Source organism: Cyanobium sp. ATX-6F1, assembly GCF_047395825.1.
GTDB lineage: Bacteria > Cyanobacteriota > Cyanobacteriia > PCC-6307 > Cyanobiaceae > ATX-6F1.
Genome location: NZ_JBCEBF010000001.1, coordinates 416,349 through 435,096, shown reverse-complemented (window position 1 = coordinate 435,096; position 18,748 = coordinate 416,349). Strand labels below are relative to the sequence as shown.

Genomic DNA, 18,748 nt, shown 5'->3' with positions numbered 1-18,748 from the left:
GCTGAGCTGAGCTGCCGCGATGCCGCCGTACCTCGCCTTCTGGAGTCGCCGCACAACCGCCACGGTGGTCAGTGCGGCAACGCGCTCATCGGCGCGCTCGCGTGCAACTGCCAGGCACCGGGCCGGTTACGGAACCCTGGTGAGTCTGAGGCGAGCGAATGCTCAGGACAGCCGGCTGATCGAGAAGGGAACCTGGGTGCGTCGCCGCCGTGATGGCAGCAGCCCCCAATTCGGCAGCCGAGCGCAGAAGGCAGCGGCACGGCGCCAGCGCAGCCGCTACCGCTCCTGGCTGTAGCAGTGGCTGCCGCGAGCGGAGCGAGGGAGATTGTCAACCAACCAACCAATCCAGACATTCGATCAATCAATCGAACAACCACATCCACAAAAGGGGGTAATACCCCCGAAAACGAGAATCGCGCGGACAGCGCTTCTCAAATGTCGCAAAATCTGGAAATTTACTTCTGCAGCGCATCGCGCAAGTGTCGGGGCCTCCACGAGCCAGCGGAGTGAAGCCCGAGCAGGCGCGAGAGGCGGAGCGCAGCGGCAGGAGTCCCGGCTGCTGGATTGAGGGGCGGCACGAGCGGCAGAAAGCGCAATCCCGAGCGGGAGCGAGTGGGTGGAGCGTTGCCGCAGCCGCCCCGGCTGTTGGTCCCTGCGTTGCCCACGTGTCGGGTGAAAGGGCCCCGCAGGGCCTTTGAGCGGAGCTGGAGGCGTGCTCACACGGCCCAGCGCAGCGGGAGCTCCAGATCGGCCTCATCGAGCTCACTGGGATCGATCAGATCCCACCAGGAGCCGGGGCAGATGGGCTCGACCGGCTTGGGTTCGACCCACCGGCCGGCGGCCACCTCGGCTTCCCAGCCGCTGAAGGCGGCTTCCTGCTGCGGATCAGGACGATCAGCGGCTGCTTTTGCTGGCGGTTTGATGCGCCGGGCGGCGTAGCCGGCGGTGAACCCGGCCTCATAGGTGAGGAGACAGGCGAACCAGATCACCGCGATCGAATGCGCGAGAGCGGAGCGGAGCAAGGGGCGCAGGCTGGTGAAATCCACGAGAGGCGAAGCGAAGAACGCCGCCGTCACGCACCGGAACGAGGAGGAGACAAGGGCGGCGAGGAACGAGCCGCTTGCGCAGCCCTTGACGCCTCCGCGCTGCCAGCCCGGGAGTGCAGCGATCGGTTGCTGGCGCTCTGGTGCAAACTCGGGCGCGTTTTGCTGACCCCCGTGGATCCCCTCTGAGTCCCGGCCGCCTCAGTGCTGACTTGCTGTGTCTGAGAAGGCTGCGGTTGTTGTCCACCTGGCCGGGTTGCCGCTTGCCGCGAGAAGAAAAAGGGCAGCCAGCTTGCGCTGACCGCCCCTGCAGTGGAGCGCTCAGTGGGCCTGGGCCGTGTGGTTCCGGAACGGATCCGCGCAGTAGCCCTCGATCAGCTCCATGGCGAGGAACGAGGGAAAGCTGATGCGGCCGTTGCCGATCGATTCGCTTGCGCCTGGGAAGGACCGCCTCAACGCCAGCGGGCGGCTGGGTGGCTTGGTGGCTGGCAGTTTCTCCCTGGGCTCGAACTCCTGCAGCCGGCTTTCAACCAGCGCCCAGAGGTATTTGGGGATCTTGCTGGGCCTTGTGCCTCGCCAGGCTTTGCAGGTGGCATCCCAGGGCCTGGATTCTTTCAGCAGCAGGCCGTTTTTGCCGGCCTTGGTGAACAGGACCATGACCAGGTGCTCGCTGATCTGCTCGCTGACGGCTGCTTTCCAGGTGATTCCGCTCATCGTGGAATCGTGAAGTGTGTGTGCCATGGTTGTGAACCAGGCGAAGGACGCAAAGCGTTGGCGCGGCGAGGGCAAGGGTGAGCGAAGCGAACTCGCCTGGCCCTTGCGCCGCCGCGCACGCTGAAGCAGGCCGCCGCCGCCCTTGTCGCTCACCAAAGCCCAGGCTCAGCTGACGTCGAGCTCAGGCAGCTTCCATAACTGCTCGCTGCGCTCGGGTTGCTTCTGTCGATCTTCTTTCAGAGCCTGATCCACCTCGATCATGCTCCGTTCGGTCTCTAAGTACTCAAATGCCAGAGCTGTGGGCTTGATGCCACGCAAGGCAGCTTGGTGCTGTATGGAGCCTGCGATGAAAGCCCGGATCAGCGGTGGCACCGGAAGCTGGCCGGCGAGCTTGATCTGCAGGCCCGCCAGCTGCTGCCAAGTGATGATCCCAGAACGATGTTGTGGACCAATGAAGTGGGCTGCGTCATCAGGAATGAAGGCTTCATCAATGCAGTAGATGAGCCGACGGCTCTCTGCGGCCTCCTCGAATTCATCCTGATCAAGGTAGTAGCCAGGATTCTGGTTCTTATCGCCGGTAAGCGTTTTGCCAAGATTCTTCGCTTCAATCACAAGGAGTCCAAGAACCCCACGACCATCGCGGTAGTGGATCACGACATCGGCCATCGGCCGACCGTTCTCCCCCTGTTCCCACTCGTAGCTCCAGCGGCAGTCCACAACTTCTGATGGCGGCTCCAGGCCTGCGAGTTCAACAATCGCTGGGATCCATTGATCGGGCTCAAACAACGTGAAGTTCTCCCAGGCCCCCACAGTGAGGTAGGTCTCGTGCCTTGGGTTGACGAACTCATGGGAACGCTTGTTGAGGTATTCCCTGGTTTCCCCATCCTTTGGAGGCGTTCCGCTGAATCGCGTGGTGTCACGCCAGAGGCGGCCAAGCCTTCGGTGCTGCAGCCCGTCGGGCTCGGGAGGGATCATGGGAAGGGCCATCCACCAGTCACTGAAGTTTCCGCTGGCTGTGTAGGTCGACCCTGACTTGGCTCTCATCCCGTCGCTCTTGAACGGCCCTGGTCCTAGCCGGGATGGAGCAGATTTGGGGAAGACCTGCAACTTATCAATGAGATTGATCAGAACTGTAACGTCGTAATGCCATGTGGAGATCTCCCTTGCGAGATCCCAGGACAGCTACAACTTATGGACTTGGGGTTGATCCACAAGACAGAGAGACGCTGGCCATCACCTGCCCACAAAGAGCTGAAGGAAGAATATCCAAGAGAGCGCAATGAATCTGCGGATGCGGGCCAGGTGCATGGCCATGTTAGCCAGCGTGCCATTGAGAACTACTTGTTAACAGCAATCAACCGCTCCCTACCGCCGCAACACTGCTTCGCACAAGATATAGCAGTGAATATCGCAGACTTTGTTGGCCTAGGGATTAGGAGTCTTCCTTAATGCCTGCGGTTGTTCCGATAAGGTTCGACCTCTGGTGCCTGACTGTTTGCGATTGAGAAGTAGAATCTGATGGCGCTGGTGCGCTCTTCAAGGCGGACCAGTTACTGACAAGCCAGGATAAGAACGTTGAAGCCAAGATACTAAAGACGGCCCATCGTACCGTAGCCTTAATTCCTGATTCACCCTCTTTTTGAACCGGGCGGATTATGTTCTTGTATACATCAATATAATTAGACGCAACCGTGTTAACGCTCCCCAGTTGTCCCTCAATCTGTTCAAGCGGGCGCAGTAGCGGTTTAAGAAGATCGCTTTTCAAGGCCTCTTTCTTGACATTCTTAATTTGGAGTTGAGCGCCCATCAACTCTTCGGAGAGTTGGTGAGGGTCAAATGTCAAGATATCCTTGAGATCTCCGCGTAGCGATGTGAGCTCCGTATCAATTACCGTCAAGAGCTCAGTTAGCCTTTGTGCGCTGTGTTCTGTGATGCCTGCAATCACGATAGGGGCAAAGCCATCCTCTCCGATCTCTTCGTATGTGAGAGTTCCGTTGCCGTTTAGGTCGTAGAGGGCGGTATCAAGTTGGTATGGCTTAGGTATGATTGTGTCGAGATCACGCCAGAAATCCTCGTTTTTCGAGTCGATGTGCCCCTCTGTATCGGCATGACGAATGAATGCGGCGATCAATCGTGCTTGCTGTAGAACCTTACGTGGATCTTCCATTCTGAGGTTCGAGTAAGGATGAGGAACAACTTAGAGTGGGTTGAGCAGCAATCGCTGACCCAGCACAAAAGATACAGGTCAGCAGGCTAACTCTACTTCGGCAGAACGTCCATCCTGCCGATCTTCCTATCCCATTCAGCCCATCATTCCTCGCTCAACAACCACATTGCCCCCAGAATCCTCCAACTGCAACTCCTTGCCTCAATGGGTGTAGCTCACGATACCTGTTTAACACTGTCAGCCTATCCAACCTCTCACTCTGGGAAGTTTTGCCAATCTCTACACCCCCGCAGGCCATTGATTGAGGAACTGCGTGGGATTCATGGTTGCCGCAGGCAGCCCTTGAACGTCATTTCTCCCAATGCGAGACCAGTGCTGTTGGCGAGTTGAAAAAAGGGCCGCCGCAGCGGCCCTTGGGCCTCAGATGACCGAAACGGTGCAGCCCTTGGTGCCCTGCAACTTGCGGGCGATCGCGTGCGCCTTTTCGGCGGGAATGAAGCGCATCTTCTTGACGGGCTTGCCGCGCTTCCCGAAGAACTGCAGCTCACACGGGTGGGCGCTGCCCTTGAGGCCACCGGGATAGAAGTGAACGACGACGCAGCGGATTGGGCTGCTCGGGCCGGATGGAACTTTCATGGTGCGTGTGGCGAGGGACCCCTCGGTGCTGGCCTCCCGCACAGGAGAAGGCAGGGGCGGCTTCGCCGCAGCGCGGCAGGCCGCTTGCGTAGCCCTTGCCGAGCCGAGCAGGAGGCCACCGTGGGGGACCCATCGCCATGCCCTGAGGTTCTGCAGCAGCCCCAGTTGACGCCGTTCGGCCGTGCTCCCGCCACGAGCTGTGAGCGCGATGGGGGACGCCAAGCGTCTGGCCCACTCCAAGAGCCTCTGGATCGGGTGCTCAGCGAAACCAGAGCGAGCACTCGCCGCCAAAGAAGCGCTGCAGCTGCTGGCCGCGCAGCTTGGCGATCGGAGCGGGCACCAGGCGGCAGGGCCGCACCACCTGGCCGGTGGCATCGAGGAACCAGATGCGGGCTTGGGCGCCGGGGTTATCGGCCGGCTCGAGGAACTCGACGCCGATGCAGGCAATGGCGGACATGGATGGCGAGCGACGGACACCCGCGCCGCGCCCCGCCAGGGGCATCCTGGCCGTGGTGCCGAGCCGCCATCCAGCCGCCACTGGTGCACGACGCCCGGTCGGCGCTGGCCAACCCAAGCGAACTCCTGCTAGTACAGGTGTACCTCTCGCTTGGCGCTCTGGTGTCTGCTCCCCCTGCTCGCTCTCGCGGTTCCCATCGGGACACGAACCCCAGCGCGGAGGAAGTGACCGTCGAGGACTGGCCCTATCTGGATCAGGCCGTGCTGCGCCCCAGCCGCAGCCGCAAGGTCTGCATGACCTGCCACTTCTTTCGCCACCACGCCGGGGTGAACTGCATTCCCCTGCTCACCTGTCAGCTGCACCAGGGACTGCTGGCCCAGGGCGAGCACCTCACGCACCGCTGCAAGGGCTGGACCGATGACATGACGCGCCAGCGGGGCTGGTGTCCGGAGGTGGCATGAGCAGGCATGGCCATCAGCAAGGGACCACCCCTGTCGCCCAAAGAAGGGTGGCTCAGCGACGGCCGCCAGGTGCTGCGTTTCCGCCCCACGCGCTGGGAGCGCAACCGCTTCCGCATCGTTGGCGTCCTGCCCGGGCCTTTCGCCTCAAACAACTGGGCTACGTGATTGCCCTGGCGCTGTTTCAGGGGCTGCTCCGATCGGATGGGTGAATGGCCGGCATCGTCCCAATCGACACGCAAGACAACAGTGGCAGTGCAAGTGCTAAAATAGTGAGATCCTCAATGACGTCCTGAAGCCCCCATGGATCAACTTCCTCCTTTGGCCCAGAACTGGCTTGATCAGCTGACCGTGACCGCACGCAGCATCGACAACCTTGTGGAGGAGGGCTTCATGGGCTGCTCCGAGCAGGATCTGCTCCCCTGGTTGGCTGAGGCCCGCTCGTTTGAGGCCATCAGCCGGATCACCTGGGTCAAGACCAAGCCGGATGGAGAGGGAGAGGTCGCCCTGATGACCGCCGATGTGACGGGTCTGGACGAGCTGCTCGAGTGGATGCTGGAGAGCCGGGGTTTCTGTCCGAAGGTCTATGCGCCGGAAGAAGAGCCCATCGTTCCCGGTTCCCTGGTCGCGCTGATGCCCACGGCCTACAACCTGCCGGAGGGCAGCAGTTCGGAGGAGGTTCTCAGCGAGGAGGTGCTGGAGGTGCTGGCCGAGATTTTTCAGGATCTCAAGCAGGCTTACGGCAACCACGCTCATCTCCATCGCCTGGACTATGGAGTCTTCATGGCCGCGGTGGACGAGCACGACGTCATCGTGCTGACGGGGCAGTTCATCGACCTCAATGATGGAGAGCTTTACGACTTCACGATGGATGGGATCAACCAGCGCCTGCGCTACAGCTCGACCGGGGTGATCCATCCCGCGTTTGCCCACCGGGAGGACGGAGTCGCCGCTGAACCGGCTCACGCCACCTCCTCACAAGCGTGAGCGGAGGGACGATGCCATCCCTCCCGCTAAAAGTATCGCCCGTCCTTCTTGACGACCCACCTTTGCATTCTACATATAAGGTTTTACCGTCCTTGGTCGTCTCAATATCGTTACCCGATTAGCTATTTAGCCTAAATGAGACAATATTGTACCCATTGCTCTTAAGTTAAGCGCACATGCTTCCACTGCACCGTTCCCAGTTGGCATGCCAATTCCTAGTTCGTTGAGTTCCAGTGTGACATTGTGGCTGGCTTAGAACACAACTCCAGTTTGGTCACTGTGAACTCAAGGCTTACAGTATTGGGGTGGGTTTCAATGTCACTGATCTTCCTCATACCAAACGGAGTTTCGCCCATTGCTCTTGAACTCTCCGGTAAATGCACGAGCATTCCGGAAGGCGACGACGATACGCCCTTTATCGACGCATTCTTGTACGTGGGCGCTAGCAGCTTGTATGGAAAAGGAGTCCTTGTCTTTCGAGTGCTTGAGCATCTCGTGCTCGACGTACTCATCAAGACGCTTCGGGTCCATGACGTGCGTCGCATCCGTGTCAATCTCAGCAGCAAGCAAGAAGTGATGCCCATTGAGCGTGCCAATTCTCAGGATGCGCTCATTGCGTACGCGGTTCAGCGATGCAAGCCAGAAACCAGTAATTCCGTGGCATGAGCCAGATGGCTTGGCGAGTACAGAATCGACTACCGCATCTACCAACCAAGACTTGACGTTGAACGACATAGGGTATCCAATTCAGTTCAGCTGATATCTCGGCGATCATCTTCCATGGAAGCTTGGACCAAGCGGCACAACCGATTGATCTGCTCCGCCTCCTCCACCGTGTTGGCGATACCCGTTACGAGGCCGGGTGAGCCGACAACGATCGAGAGGCAACGGGCACGGCTGATGGCCACGTTGAGCCGGTTGGGCTGCAACAGGAAACCCAGGCCTCGGGGGCGGCATCTCCGTCACTGGCGGTGAGGGAGTGGATGGCCACGGGGGCTTCCTGGCCCTGGAATCGGTCCACCGTTCCCACCCGGGCACGGTTGCCCAGCCTTTGCTGCAGCCGGTTCACCTGAACGTTGTAGGGAGCTGTCACCAGGATGTCGATCGGGGTTAGAACCCCACTGCGTTCAGCGCCGCTGCTGGCATGGCGGTAGCTGGAGCCCAGCAGGGATTCCACCAGCCGAGCGATGCGCTCGATTTCTTCTTCTGAGCTGACGCTGCAGCCGGTGTGCTCAACCGCCTCAAACACCAACCCTTGGCTGGGGACGACTCCACCATCGCTGCCGGTGAAGGGCTCCCGCCACTCGATCCGGTTGATCGCATTGGCGGGGCTGGCCTTGAGCCGGCCGTTGTAGAAGAGCGCCGAAACCATCGAGGTGAGCGAGGGTTCCATCCGCCAGCTGGTGGCCAGGAACACGCCCCGATCTGCCGGCACCACCGCTTTGTCCTGCATCAGATACTCCAGGCAGGAGCGGCCGCTTTCTCCCGGGTGATCGGCCTGGCTGGGCTGGGCCAGTTGCTGCTGGTCGCCCACCAGCAGGATTCCTCGGGCGCAGCGAGCCATCACCAGCAGATTGGCCAGGGACATCTGCCCCGCCTCATCCACCACCAGCCAGTCGAAGGCCTCCTCCATCACGGGGCGAGCGAACATCCAGGCCGTGCCGCCCACCACGGCCATCGATCCGGCGAGGGCATCGGGTTTGCAGAGCGCCACGGGCTGGCCGACCAGACCTTTGTCGTCTTTAGCGGTGCTGCATTTCACCACCTGCTGGCTGAGGCCACGGCCTGCGCAGGTGCTGTGGGCCTTGAGCAGCAGGTTGTTGATCGCGGCGTGGCTGTTCGAGCTGATCGCCACCCGCAGACCGCGCTCCACCAACTCGGCAATGACCTCAGCGGTGACGGTGGTTTTGCCCGTGCCGGGGGGCCCTGGAGCGCCAGGGTCAGATTGCTGTGGGAGGCAAGAAACGCCGCCAGATGGGCCGGCAAGGCGCTCGGATCGGCTGCGAGGGCATGATTGAGCGAGATCAGTGGCTCAATGGCACGGCGCTCCAGCAGGTGAACGATGGCGGCAGGGATGGGCTTGCCACCATCCACCCAGCTCTCGGCCTGGGCCAGCAGGCTGTCGCGTAGAAGCTCGCTGATGTCCTCGGGCACCTTGATCAGAGGGATGGGACCCTTGGGAAGTTCCACCGCCTGGCCGGCGGCCTGCCGCTTGTCTCTCGTGCTCCAGGGGTACTTGAGGGTGAGGGTGCCCTGTTCGCCGTCGATCACCACGGCCTGGAGCTTCTGGCCGGTCTCGGGGATCTCCAGCTTGATGGACCCATCTCCATGGGCGACATGGAGTTTGAGGGTCTGACTCGGATCGAAGGCGAAGGTGTGCAGATCGGCGCCGGTGCGCGCACTCGGCACACTCTCGGAGCCTTGCCATACGACTCCGTTGATCGCCTCGCCATCGGCGTCGAGTTCCTCCGGGCTCTGCAGGGCCTTACCCCTGCGATCGAAGTAGGCCCACCAGGCCACCTTGGCCTCGCGGTGATGGAACGGCAGCAGCTGGGCCAGTAGCCGTTGCACCCGCCAGCTCAGGCCCCGGGGACCCAGTCGTTCCTGGTCGAGCAGGTCGGCTTCTGGAGCATTGGCGGCGGGATCGCTCTGGAGCTGCTCAGGCAACTCGGCGATCAACCGGGCGCTGAGGGCTTCCAGGGGCCAGGGTTCCGCATCAGGGCGTTCCTCCTCAGCCTGTTCAAGCGGTTGATCGGGCAGGCCCTGGGCGCGGCGCAGAACCAGCAGCCAGTCATGCAGCAGCACCGTGGAGACGCAGTCGTCGCGGTTGTAGTCCTCGATGGCCTGAAGCCTGGGGCTGCCTTCGGGAGCTGCGCCCGGCAGGGGAGGCTCACCGGAGGATTGCCAGTGCAGGTACGCGACGACGGAATCACCGGCATTGGTGACATCGGCGCCACGGGGGCCCATGTAGAGCCCCTCCACTTTCTTGATCGAGTAGCTGCCTTCACCGAGCACGATTGAGCGGGTGACGACCGGCAGCAGGTCACAGAGCAGATCACTGCGCAACCAGTCATCGATCACCGCTTCTCGGGTGGAGTGTTGCTGGGAGAGGCGTCGCATCGCCGCTTTTTCATAGCTGGCGTAGTGGTAGACGTGCAGGCCTGGATGACGGCGTCTTCGTTCCTCCACCCAATCCACAAACCCCTCGAAGGCCCGCTTCTCTTCCAGGGGGCGATGGCCCCACCAGGCGATGAAGGCTGCCGGCTCAGCCGGGGCCTCCCGGTAGCAGGCCCCAAAAGGTATTCGAGCTTCTTGGCGGCAACGGCATCCTGGAGTCCCTCCATGTCGAACCAGATGTCGCCGGCATCGGCGGCGGGGAGGGCGGCTAAGCCCTTGCCCTGCTGCAGGGGGCGCACCAGGAACGCGGGCTTGCCATCGGCCCCATGGGGTGTGAGTTGCAGCTGGGCCTGCTGACGTAACTCGAACAGGACCTCGGCCGCCAGGCCAGCGATGCTGGCGGCGGGAGGCAGTTCGGCCAGCTGCTCGATTGTGTGGATGCCGGCGGCCTTGAGCTTGAGGCGCTGGTTCTGGCGCATGTTCGCCACCAACACAAGATCCCGCTCGGCGATCAGCCGCTCCTCGATGAAGGCGCTCCAGCTGCCGTGATCACCGGGTTCATCCTCCGGCGGCGAGGCGGAATCGAAGGAAGCACAGAAATCGCGGTAGCGGTTGCGGAGCTGTTGGTACCAGGCCCAGAAGCGGTCAGTGTCATAGGTCTGGAAGCGGCCACCGCCGAGAAACAACTCGAAGCGATCGGGCCGGTGCCCCAGCAATGGGGTGAGCAGTTCGCAATAGGCACAAGCCTGGACCAGAAAGGTGGTGCGTGGCTTACTGGCCAGCTTGCATTCGATCGGGATGTAGCTCCAGTCACCCAGGGCCGAGGGCTGGGGAATCCTGCGCAGCACATCGGCCGAGCCGCGGATCTCTCCGTTGTTCAGTGAGGCCTGATGGATGAAGTCGAACCCTGCTGCCATCGCCTCGCGGGTGGCGACGTAATCAGCCTCGCTCTGCTTGCCGGCCAGGCGGGCGATGCGATAGCCCTCGGCTTCCAACCGGTTGAGCAACACCTGCTCAAGGCGCAGACCATCGGCGAACAGTTGCTCATCAAGGGAGGAGGGAGGTGGTTGCTTGCCCGTGAAAAGACCCCTGGATTTGAGCTCCTCCCACCAGGCACCGATCCGTGGGCTACGGCTGAAGAGGGCGAGCTGGCTAGGGGTGGTGGGGCGAGAGGTCATCGAGAGGTCATAAATGTGAGACGTGGCTCGCTCAGCCTGCTTTATCCATTACCCATGAGATGAGACCCACGTCAATGGCCATGGAGGCAATTTTAGAGATATCGAGAATCTTGATTTTAGTGCCGTCAACACCAGAAGGGATGGTGAAGTCTTCCAGAAGACATTCTGATGAATGATATACGAAGTAGAAGAACTGATAAGTTTCTAGGCCGGGAGACGTTGCGTATTCATGGAATTCAGCGGGAGTTGTTCTTGATTTTACCTGAACACTCACCTTGCTTTCGTCTAGTGGATTCTCGAACACAAGATCTACAAAGTCCTGCACTTTGCCAGTTGTGCTTATTCTTCGGAGGGTTTGCGAGAAAATAAGCTCCACAAGAAGCTCAAAGTCCCCAGGCGTGAGTGAGCGTATTGCTGCTGTGATGCCGCGGCTTAATTGCCCCATTGCCAAAACAACCGTTTTTTGATAAGGGTGCAGTTGGCAGAGAATTCTCCGAAGAAGATATTCTTTCGCATCATTTGCAATTTTACATGAGGTTCCTCTATAGGACTTTGTTTGGGTTATTCGACCCGAAAGCTTCTCTTCCAGGAATTCATTTCCTTCGATATCTGTGCAGCGCCATTGGCCGAGAACTGAGCGATGGCTACCATCCTCTGCGCGTCTTGGCGGAATAGAGGGGTCTAGAATTGCAAAGTAGAGCTTTCGCGCATGGAAGGTTATCCAGAGCGTTTCCTCTCCTGATTCAAAGAAGTAACGCAACTGGTTTGTCGCTGATGTTGCATTCTGTTTACGTTTATTGTCTGTACCCTTCGCTTCTGAGAAATGGAAGTCCCATACGAGTTTCCAGGCCTTATCCTTATTGGAGGCGCCAGCGCTCTTTGCCTCCATCATGAGCTGAAAACAATCTGGATCTGATGAGCAAAATCCAATGTAACAAAAGTCATTTTGGATACATGCTATCTCTTGCCTGCCTTTGTCTCCTAGCTTGATGTAGCGAATCTCGTTGACTGCTTGTAGATCTGGAACTGATTGAGATTGTTGAAGAACTGGCATTGGGGAGTGTGAATGCTGAAATTGGAAGTGTTCTTGACTTGAAGGCTGGGCAGTCGTGAAGTGGGCCTAGTGGCTACAGGCTGCTTACTAAAGCATCGCTTCCAACAATGAGCTCATGGCGCACATTCACCTGTTATGCAAAAATACTATAGGCCATCTCAATCGGTCTTGCTAATTAGTAAGACCGAAAATCTCATCGATCATCCCAGCAGGCCTTGACCCTGTCACATCTAACTGTGGTACGTAAAGCATGGCGGTCATGGGCTTGATCCTCCGGCCGTCCTCGCTCCAGGCGCGTTGTTTCATAGCCGTGAAATCAGCCACATCCTCGCAACACCACACCTTAATCCGACAGCAGGCATCGGTTGGATGCAGGGTCAGAATCTCCTTTAAGGTCAGCGCCTGCACAAGAGGCGAGAGCGCCTCGTCGAAAATCAGGTAGTGATGTGGGCTGCAGATCGAGGCAGCCACAGTCCTGGAGAAATAGTCCAGATAGGCCAGCCGTGCCTCACAGCAGATCTCCTGTTGCCTCATGCGTCCGCCTCCCCAGTTGGCTCGGATTGAAGTTCAAACCGCATGATCGTCAGCGTTCCACTCAGATACGCCCCGGTGTCGATCCCAATCCGATGCGGCAGCCGCGTCACCTTGTAGTCATGCCGAAACGTGTGTCCATGCACCACGGTGTAGGCCAACCCGTGGGGCTTGGTTAGAAACGGCCTCCGGATCCAGATCAGATCGTCTGTGGCCTGGTGCTCTAGGCGGATTCCGGGGCGCACGCCGGCATGGACGAACAAATGGTCGCCGCGGATGGCCGTGAACGGCAGCTGCTCGAACCAGTCCCGGCGCTCGCGGGCCAGGGGCAGGAGGTCGGGGTTGCCGCCGTTGCACAGCCACAGATCCACGTCCTGGTCCTGCGCTCTTGGCGCCAGCGCCTTCAGCAGCATCTGCTCGTGGTTGCCCCGCAGCACCGTCACCGCCGCCAGGCCGAAGGCGGCGGGGTTCTCCTGCAGCAGCCACACCTGCTCCAGCACCTTCCGGTCGCCCTCCGGTTCAGGGGAGCGATCGATCAGGTCCCCCAGGAAGATCAGCTCCGCCCCCGTATCTAGGTGCGGCCATAGTTCCTGCTCCAGCAGGGAGGCGCAGCCGTGCACATCCCCGATGGCCACCACATCAGTTCTGGTCATCGGCGCTATCCCAGACGTTCAGGCTGGAGCGCTGCGACTCCCGCTTCAAGTTCTTGCGGCTGCGGTTCGGGTCGCTCTTGAGCATGGCCAGCTTTTCGTTCAGCAGGTCGAGTTCCCGCGAGAGCTTTGGGCTGGCGGGCATGGCCGACAGCTCCTCATACAGCTGGCTCAGGTTGAGGCTGGCGCTGCTGATATCCCCCCGATCAAGTTCGGCGATGACATGTCTGCGCTCCCGGTTGGCCCGCAGCAGCGCCAGTTGTTCAGCCACCGCCTCATCGGGGTCAAGCTGCTTGATCTCCTCGCTTTCCATCACCGGCAACGTCAGATGCTCGATCAGGGTCTGGCGTTCGCTGCCACCGGGGGCATCCCAGGCCAGCCGCACGCTGAGGATCTCCTGATTGGGGATCCAGGCGGGCAGTTGGAGCTGCACACCCACATTGAGCTCCTGGCCGGCGCGCAGGTTGGGGAGCTGGTGGTTGCCTGCACCGGTGGGCTTGAGGTCGTTGAGCAGATCGACCACCTCGGCGCCATGCTTGCCCCGTAGGCCGAGGCTCACCCGACGCCCGAAGGTGGTGGCCAGGCCCTGAAGCTCGGAGGCGTAGAGATCCGCCAGCTGGCTGGGGCTTTCGATGTGGGCCAAGGTGCCATCGCCTGCAGCGGCCATGGCCCCCATCAGGTCTTCATCGAAGTCCGCGCCCAGGCCAAAGGCACTGGTGCTGATGCCCCGCTGGGTGAGGCCTGCCACCTTGGTGGCGATCTGTTCGTGGTCGGTGAGGCCCTCATTGGCCTGGCCATCGGAGAGCAGCAGCACCCGGTTCATCTGGGTGGGATCGAGGTGTTCAGCCACCTGGGTGGCTCCAGCCAGCCAGCCATCAAAGAGGTCCGTGCAGCCGCCGCTGTGGATCGTGTTGATCGCGTCGATGAAGGGCTGGGGATCGATAACGGGAGTGGAGGGCACGACCACCTTCACCTCGTCGTCGAAGCTGACGATGGCGAGGCGATCACGGTTGGTGAGTTCCCCGGCCAGGAAGCGTGCCGCCTTGCGCGCATAGCTGAGCTTGGTGCCGCTCATCGAGCCGGAGCGGTCGATCACCAGAGCCAGGTTCAGCGGCGGTCGCTGCTGACGTTGGGGCTCAGCCTTCAAGGCTGGTGGTGTGATCGTGAGCAGCAGATCAAGGCGTGACGGGCGATCAGAAGCCACCGCCGGCCGCAGGGGCCGGAAGCGCAGGGTGGGTTGGGTCATGGCTGGTTAGGCGGTGGTGCTTGGAAAAAAGGGATTCAGCTGAAGGGGTCGTCGATCAGTTCGTTGAGCCGATCCAGTAGCCGCTTGAGCCACTGCTGACGGCGGGAACCAGCAGGAGGAAGGGAAACGGATTCGCGGACGTGAACTTCGATCCCGGGGGCGAGGGTGGAAGCGCAGCCAGCGGCTGGAGGCCTCCCGAGTGCTGCCCCCAAATCGGGAGCCAGATGGAGAACGTTCCGAACGGGCCTGGGTGGAGAGGGGTTCGCTGAGCATCCCGAGAACGGGACTGAGCGAATGGGTTTTGCTCAACAGGTGGGCAGGGAAGTCGTCGGTGGTTGGGGTGGATTCCTTTGAGGACTGCAGATCCTGGAGGTAGTCGAGGGCGGCACGGGAAGCAGGCGGGGAAGGAACGGTGGCCGCCGCCCCCACCCCATCGAGCAGCTCCAGCTGTTGCTCCAGATCGGCGTCGGCCAGAACGCAGAGGGGAGCAATGGCCGAAAGACTGAGACCGCGCCGGGCCAGGGCACGCACCAGCACCAATTGCAGGAGGTGGCGGTGGGAATAGACCGCACTGCGGCCCTCCTTGCCGGGGCGATCGATCAACCCCTGGGTGGCGTACAGACGCACGGTGCGAGATGAGATCACCTCTCCCAGCAGCTTGCCGGCAACGAGGAGGAGTTCCTCGAGGCCGTAGAGGGCGTCAGCTGGAGTGGAGACCTTCACCATCGCTTCATTATGCACACTTGCATTGCAGGTGTCAAGCGATTAAGCTTGATCCCCCAGTGACCAACTCGCCATCAACCACCCCGCCCCCGACCACGTACAAGGCCACACCCGCTTGCTGGAGCACTTGCAGCACCTGGCCCGGCCCCGCCATGCCCGCTGGGATCCCCTGGGCCTGATGGCGGTGCGCGCCTACCTGGGCGAACAGCTGGGCGCCCTGGGGCCGGTGGAAGAGCACCACTTCCGTGAGGGAATCGATGCGGGCACCAACCTGATCCTCAAGCTCCCCGGCCAGCACCCGGAGCTCGATCCCCTGCTGGTGGCGGCCCACTACGACGGCCCCTTGCACTCGATCGGCGCCGACGACAATGCCTCCGGTCTGGCGGCCCTGATCGAACTGGCCCGGCACTGGGCCCGCCAGGCGCCCCGGCGGCCGGTGTGGATCGTGGCCTTCGATCAGGAGGAATGGGGCATGGTCGGCAGCAGCGCCCTGGCCCGCGAACTCCAGGCCAGCGGCCAGAAGTTGAAGTTGATGGTGAGTCTGGAGATGCTCGCCTACACCGCCGCCACCCAGAGCTATCCCCATCCGGCGATGCGGGCGCTCTACGGCGATCGGGGCGACTTCATCGCCGTGGTGGGCAACCTCGGTGCCGCAACGATGTTGCCTGGCCTGGCGAGCCACATGGGGAAGCACGTGGTCACCAAGGTGCTGCCGGTGCCCGATGGGGGCCGCTCGATGCCTGATGTGCGCCTGAGCGACCACAGCCCCTTCTGGGATGCGGGTTACGACGCCGTGATGGTCACCGACACCTCCTTCCTGCGCAACCCGCACTACCACCAGATGAGCGACACGATCGACACCCTCGATCTGCCCTTTCTCGCCGCTGTCACCGAGGGGTTGAAGGCTGGGCTGGGGGCGCTGTGAGCAAGGGGTTCCAATTACGCCGGGAGATCAGCCGAGAAGACGCCCTCAAGCTGTGGGCCAGCAAGCGCCAGGAGGGCTGGAGCCCCTGCGAGCCCCAGTGGTGATCACCATCACCACCCAAACCGATCGCAACTCCACCAAGCTGAGCTCAGAACCAATGGCCACCTCCTTGCCGATGAGCAGCAGCAACCAGCCACGGCGTTATCGCTTGGTGGATCATCACGGGTTACCCCACCTTGAGCTTGATGAGCACTTCGATTCGATCGACGAGGCCTGGGGCTTCGCTACCCACTGGTGGCAGCAGCAGCAACCCGCTGGCGTAACGGCGACGCAGGTTGGCCTTGGCCTGGAGGTGAGCACCGAGAGCGGCAGCTGGCGCACCCTTCGCCACCCGCAAGGCTGAACCCTGCAAAGGTGAGGCCACAAGCCACCTCCGCCCTGGCACGCCCGTCTCCCACCGAACCTGCCCAGGCCAGCCCGCAAACCAGTGATGTGCTGTCGGGATCGATCGAGCGTGTCACCTTCCACAACGCTGAGAACGGTTTCTGCGTGTTGAGGATCAAGGCCCGTGGCCACCGCGACCTGGTGACGGTGGTGGGCCATGCCGCCGAGATCGTCGGGGCCTCGGCCACGGCCAGGGGCAGCAACACCAACGCCGCACCGGCGTACAGCAGACCCGCCACGAGCACAGGAGAAGGCCCGTGGCTGAAGCTGCCGAGCAGCGGAGCGCTGGAGCCGAACAGCGCGGCGGCGAGCAGGCCCGACAGCCAGCCACGGCGCTGTTCTCGCGTCTGGGAGGTCATCAGGATCACCACAGCAACCGGACGGGCTCCATTGCAAAACTATGGGGAAGTCAGTTGGAACCGACAGGAGAGAAAGTGTTGCTCCGCGCCGCCTGGTGTGCGATGGCGGAACCGCTCATGGCTGAGCAGCGAAAATGCAGTCCCCAGGGTTTCCAGGAGCCTCTCAGGGCTGTACCGCACCACTGGCAAGCCACTGCAAGTGGTGGGGCCATCTTCTGCAAAGGTGGCCAGGAGAAGAGTGCCACCAGGCTTGAGCGCCTGCAGCACGGCCTGGACATAGGCCTGCTGATCGGCGGGGCTGGTGAGGAAATGAAACACCGCCCGGTCATGCCAGACGTCATAGGCAGCATCGGGCAGGGTGGCCGTGAGGATGTCGGCCTCCAGCCACTGCACCGCAGCCGCGCGAGCGCCAAGCCGCTCTTTGGTCACGGCCAGTGCCGTGCCGGAAAGGTCCAGAACCGTGATCCGTTGATAGCCAAGGTTCAGGAGGTCATCCACAAGCGTGGAGGCACCGCCGCCCACATCAATGATTGCCGCATCCAGTGGTAGGCCGGCAGCCTGAAGCAGCTGGAGTGAGTCATCGGCATGGGCTTGATACCAACTCAATGACTCAGGGGCCTTGGTTGCGTAGATCGTCTCCCAGTGCTTTTTGCTCGTCATGGGCCCATGCAGAGGCTGCTGTCAACAGTTCAGCCGCCCCGCAGCACCGCGCTGAGCAAGGAGAGGTTGATCATCACAATCACACCGGCGCACAGCCAGCCCGCGGCCTGCAGAGCGAGCGGCGCTCTGAGCTCGCCCATCAGAGCGCGCCGCCCGCAGAACCACACGAGCGGGATCACCGCGAACGGCAACTGCAGCGACAGCACTACCTGGCTCAGCACCAGCAGGTTGGTGGTGGCCCGTTCCCCGAACAGGATCACGGTGGCCATCGCCGGAATCAGGGCCAGGCCGCGGGTGAGCAGCCGCCGCTTCCAGTCGGGAAGACGGATCTGCAGGAACCCCTCCATCACGATCTGGCCAGCCATGGTGGCGGTGAGCGTTGAGCTCTGGCCCGCCGCCAGCAGGGCCACCCCGAAGAGCACGCTGGCCAGCGAGGTGCCCAGCATCGGCGTCAGCAGCCGGTAGGCCTCGCTCAGGTCCGTGACCGGCAGCGGCAGCCGTCCGTAGAAGCCGCCTGCGGCCAGCACCAGGATCGAGACATTGATCAGAAAAGCCAGGCTGAGGGCGATCAGGGTGTCCCAGGTGCTGAAAGCCAGGGCCCTGCGCTGCGTTCCCTGGCCGCCGACCCAAAGGCGGGATTGCACCAGCGAGGAATGCAGATAGAGGTTGTGGGGCATCACCGTGGCCCCGAGAATGCCGGCGGCCAGGAACAGCTGCTGGCCGTCCCTGAGGCTGGCGGCCTGGGGAAGAAAGCCCAGGCCCACCTGGCTCCAATCGGGTTGGAGCAGCAGCATCTCGACGGCGAAACAACCGCCCACCAGAGCCACCAGGGCGATCACCAGGGCCTCCAATCGGCGGATCCCGAAGCGCTGCAAGGCCAGCAGCAACAGGGTGTCGGCGGCCGTGAGCCCCACCCCCCAGAGCAAGGGGAGACCGAAGAGCAGCTGCAGGGCAATGGCGCTGCCCACCAGCTCGGCCAGGTCGCAGGCAATGATGCCCACCTCGGCCAGTAGCCACAGGGGAATCCGCCAGAACCGCGGCAGCAGCTGGCTGCAGGCCTGGGCCAGATCCAGCCGCGTGGCGATGCCCAGCCGGCAGCAGAGCGACTGGAGCACCATCGCCATCAGGCTGGAGAGCCCGATCACCCACAGCAGGCGGTAGCCGAACTGTGAACCGGCCGCCAGATCCGTGGCCCAGTTGCCTGGATCCATGTAGCCCACGGCCACCAGGTACCCGGGGCCGAGCACCCGCAGGAAGGTGCGCAGGGTGCCCAGGCCGGCGGGCACCTCCACGGTCTGCGCGTCGATGCGGGCGGCGGTGCCGAGCGGTGCATCAGGCATGAAGTGATGCCAGCGGAGCTGGAGGGTAAGGCGAGGGAGGCTGCGATCCTGCCGGGGCA

The 18,748-nt window shown here is 61.9% G+C and carries 23 protein-coding genes; 6 read left to right on the top strand and 17 right to left on the bottom strand.

Going from position 1 to position 18,748, the window contains the following annotated elements; genetic code table 11:
* The first annotated feature begins 19 nt into the window (after window positions 1-19).
* The gene (locus tag AAF143_RS02720) at window positions 20-295 is read left to right on the top strand and encodes a hypothetical protein (protein WP_255005626.1); all 276 of its coding nucleotides are present in this window, start codon (window positions 20-22) and stop codon (window positions 293-295) included.
* 421 nt (window positions 296-716) lie between these two features.
* Here AAF143_RS02720 and AAF143_RS02715 read toward each other — a convergent pair whose 3' ends face one another.
* From AAF143_RS02715 to AAF143_RS02690, 6 genes are all read right to left on the bottom strand, one after another.
* Window positions 717-1,022, bottom strand: coding sequence for a hypothetical protein (locus AAF143_RS02715; RefSeq protein WP_255005625.1), 306 nt, complete (start codon window positions 1,020-1,022; stop codon window positions 717-719).
* Window positions 1,023-1,364: 342 nt separating this feature from the next.
* On the bottom strand, window positions 1,365-1,784 hold the full coding sequence (locus AAF143_RS02710; protein WP_414026487.1) for a hypothetical protein: 420 nt from the start codon (window positions 1,782-1,784) through the stop codon (window positions 1,365-1,367).
* Window positions 1,785-1,922: 138 nt separating this feature from the next.
* Complete coding sequence (locus AAF143_RS02705) at window positions 1,923-2,732, bottom strand: hypothetical protein (protein ID WP_414026486.1); 810 nt, start codon at window positions 2,730-2,732, stop codon at window positions 1,923-1,925.
* Window positions 2,733-3,189: 457 nt separating this feature from the next.
* Complete coding sequence (locus AAF143_RS02700) at window positions 3,190-3,888, bottom strand: hypothetical protein (RefSeq protein ID WP_255005621.1); 699 nt, start codon at window positions 3,886-3,888, stop codon at window positions 3,190-3,192.
* A 456-nt stretch (window positions 3,889-4,344) separates the two neighbouring features.
* The gene (locus AAF143_RS02695) at window positions 4,345-4,782 is read right to left on the bottom strand and encodes a hypothetical protein (RefSeq protein WP_414026485.1); all 438 of its coding nucleotides are present in this window, start codon (window positions 4,780-4,782) and stop codon (window positions 4,345-4,347) included.
* Between the two features lie 37 nt (window positions 4,783-4,819).
* A complete protein-coding gene (locus AAF143_RS02690; RefSeq protein ID WP_414026484.1) occupies window positions 4,820-5,062 on the bottom strand; it encodes a hypothetical protein in 243 nt (80 codons plus the stop codon).
* A gap of 38 nt (window positions 5,063-5,100) precedes the next feature.
* On the opposite strand from AAF143_RS02690, the gene AAF143_RS02685 reads away from it, so the two are divergent.
* From AAF143_RS02685 to AAF143_RS02675, 3 genes are all read left to right on the top strand, one after another.
* Entirely contained in the window at window positions 5,101-5,478 is a 378-nt protein-coding gene (locus AAF143_RS02685) for a galactose oxidase (RefSeq protein WP_414026483.1), read from the top strand.
* Between the two features lie 6 nt (window positions 5,479-5,484).
* Window positions 5,485-5,643, top strand: a complete 159-nt coding sequence (locus AAF143_RS02680; protein ID WP_255005615.1) for a hypothetical protein — start codon at window positions 5,485-5,487, stop codon at window positions 5,641-5,643.
* A gap of 210 nt (window positions 5,644-5,853) precedes the next feature.
* The gene (locus tag AAF143_RS02675) at window positions 5,854-6,462 is read left to right on the top strand and encodes a hypothetical protein (protein ID WP_414026482.1); all 609 of its coding nucleotides are present in this window, start codon (window positions 5,854-5,856) and stop codon (window positions 6,460-6,462) included.
* A 318-nt stretch (window positions 6,463-6,780) separates the two neighbouring features.
* Here AAF143_RS02675 and AAF143_RS02670 read toward each other — a convergent pair whose 3' ends face one another.
* The 8 genes from AAF143_RS02670 to AAF143_RS02635 all read right to left on the bottom strand — a co-directional run bounded on the left by AAF143_RS02670 (window position 6,781) and on the right by AAF143_RS02635 (window position 14,964).
* Complete coding sequence (locus AAF143_RS02670) at window positions 6,781-7,197, bottom strand: hypothetical protein (RefSeq protein ID WP_255005612.1); 417 nt, start codon at window positions 7,195-7,197, stop codon at window positions 6,781-6,783.
* Window positions 7,198-7,312: 115 nt separating this feature from the next.
* Window positions 7,313-8,335, bottom strand: coding sequence for a DEAD/DEAH box helicase (locus tag AAF143_RS02665; protein WP_414026481.1), 1,023 nt, complete (start codon window positions 8,333-8,335; stop codon window positions 7,313-7,315).
* On the bottom strand, window positions 8,221-9,690 hold the full coding sequence (locus AAF143_RS02660) for a ribonuclease H-like domain-containing protein (RefSeq protein ID WP_414026880.1): 1,470 nt from the start codon (window positions 9,688-9,690) through the stop codon (window positions 8,221-8,223). Before AAF143_RS02660 ends, AAF143_RS02665 begins: the two co-directional genes overlap by 115 nt.
* Window positions 9,691-10,788: 1,098 nt before the next feature.
* A complete protein-coding gene (locus tag AAF143_RS02655) occupies window positions 10,789-11,811 on the bottom strand; it encodes a restriction endonuclease (protein ID WP_255005610.1) in 1,023 nt (340 codons plus the stop codon).
* A 171-nt stretch (window positions 11,812-11,982) separates the two neighbouring features.
* Window positions 11,983-12,345 (bottom strand): hypothetical protein, encoded by a 363-nt coding sequence (locus AAF143_RS02650; protein ID WP_255005608.1) that lies wholly within the window; start codon window positions 12,343-12,345, stop codon window positions 11,983-11,985.
* Window positions 12,342-12,977: a metallophosphoesterase family protein gene (locus AAF143_RS02645; RefSeq protein ID WP_414026480.1), complete on the bottom strand. Its 636-nt coding sequence runs from the start codon at window positions 12,975-12,977 to the stop codon at window positions 12,342-12,344. Before AAF143_RS02645 ends, AAF143_RS02650 begins: the two co-directional genes overlap by 4 nt.
* Before the next feature lie 4 nt (window positions 12,978-12,981).
* Window positions 12,982-14,238, bottom strand: a complete 1,257-nt coding sequence (locus tag AAF143_RS02640; protein ID WP_255005605.1) for a vWA domain-containing protein — start codon at window positions 14,236-14,238, stop codon at window positions 12,982-12,984.
* A gap of 6 nt (window positions 14,239-14,244) precedes the next feature.
* On the bottom strand, window positions 14,245-14,964 hold the full coding sequence (locus AAF143_RS02635) for a MerR family transcriptional regulator (RefSeq protein ID WP_414026479.1): 720 nt from the start codon (window positions 14,962-14,964) through the stop codon (window positions 14,245-14,247).
* A gap of 124 nt (window positions 14,965-15,088) precedes the next feature.
* Here AAF143_RS02635 and AAF143_RS02630 point away from each other — a divergent pair, with 124 nt between their 5' ends.
* Entirely contained in the window at window positions 15,089-15,886 is a 798-nt protein-coding gene (locus tag AAF143_RS02630) for a M20/M25/M40 family metallo-hydrolase (protein ID WP_255005603.1), read from the top strand.
* Complete coding sequence (locus AAF143_RS02625; protein ID WP_255005601.1) at window positions 15,883-15,990, top strand: DUF1651 domain-containing protein; 108 nt, start codon at window positions 15,883-15,885, stop codon at window positions 15,988-15,990. Before AAF143_RS02630 ends, AAF143_RS02625 begins: the two co-directional genes overlap by 4 nt.
* A 180-nt stretch (window positions 15,991-16,170) precedes the next feature.
* Here the strand turns inward: AAF143_RS02625 and AAF143_RS02620 are convergent, their stop codons facing one another.
* Genes AAF143_RS02620 through AAF143_RS02610 form a run of 3 tightly spaced genes read right to left on the bottom strand, consistent with a single transcriptional unit; the run spans window position 16,171 to window position 18,689 of the window.
* A complete protein-coding gene (locus AAF143_RS02620) occupies window positions 16,171-16,689 on the bottom strand; it encodes a hypothetical protein (protein ID WP_414026478.1) in 519 nt (172 codons plus the stop codon).
* 39 nt (window positions 16,690-16,728) lie between these two features.
* Window positions 16,729-17,349, bottom strand: a complete 621-nt coding sequence (locus tag AAF143_RS02615; protein WP_255005598.1) for a class I SAM-dependent methyltransferase — start codon at window positions 17,347-17,349, stop codon at window positions 16,729-16,731.
* Window positions 17,350-17,378: 29 nt separating this feature from the next.
* Entirely contained in the window at window positions 17,379-18,689 is a 1,311-nt protein-coding gene (locus AAF143_RS02610) for an Nramp family divalent metal transporter (protein WP_414026477.1), read from the bottom strand.
* Window positions 18,690-18,748: the final 59 nt, after the last annotated feature.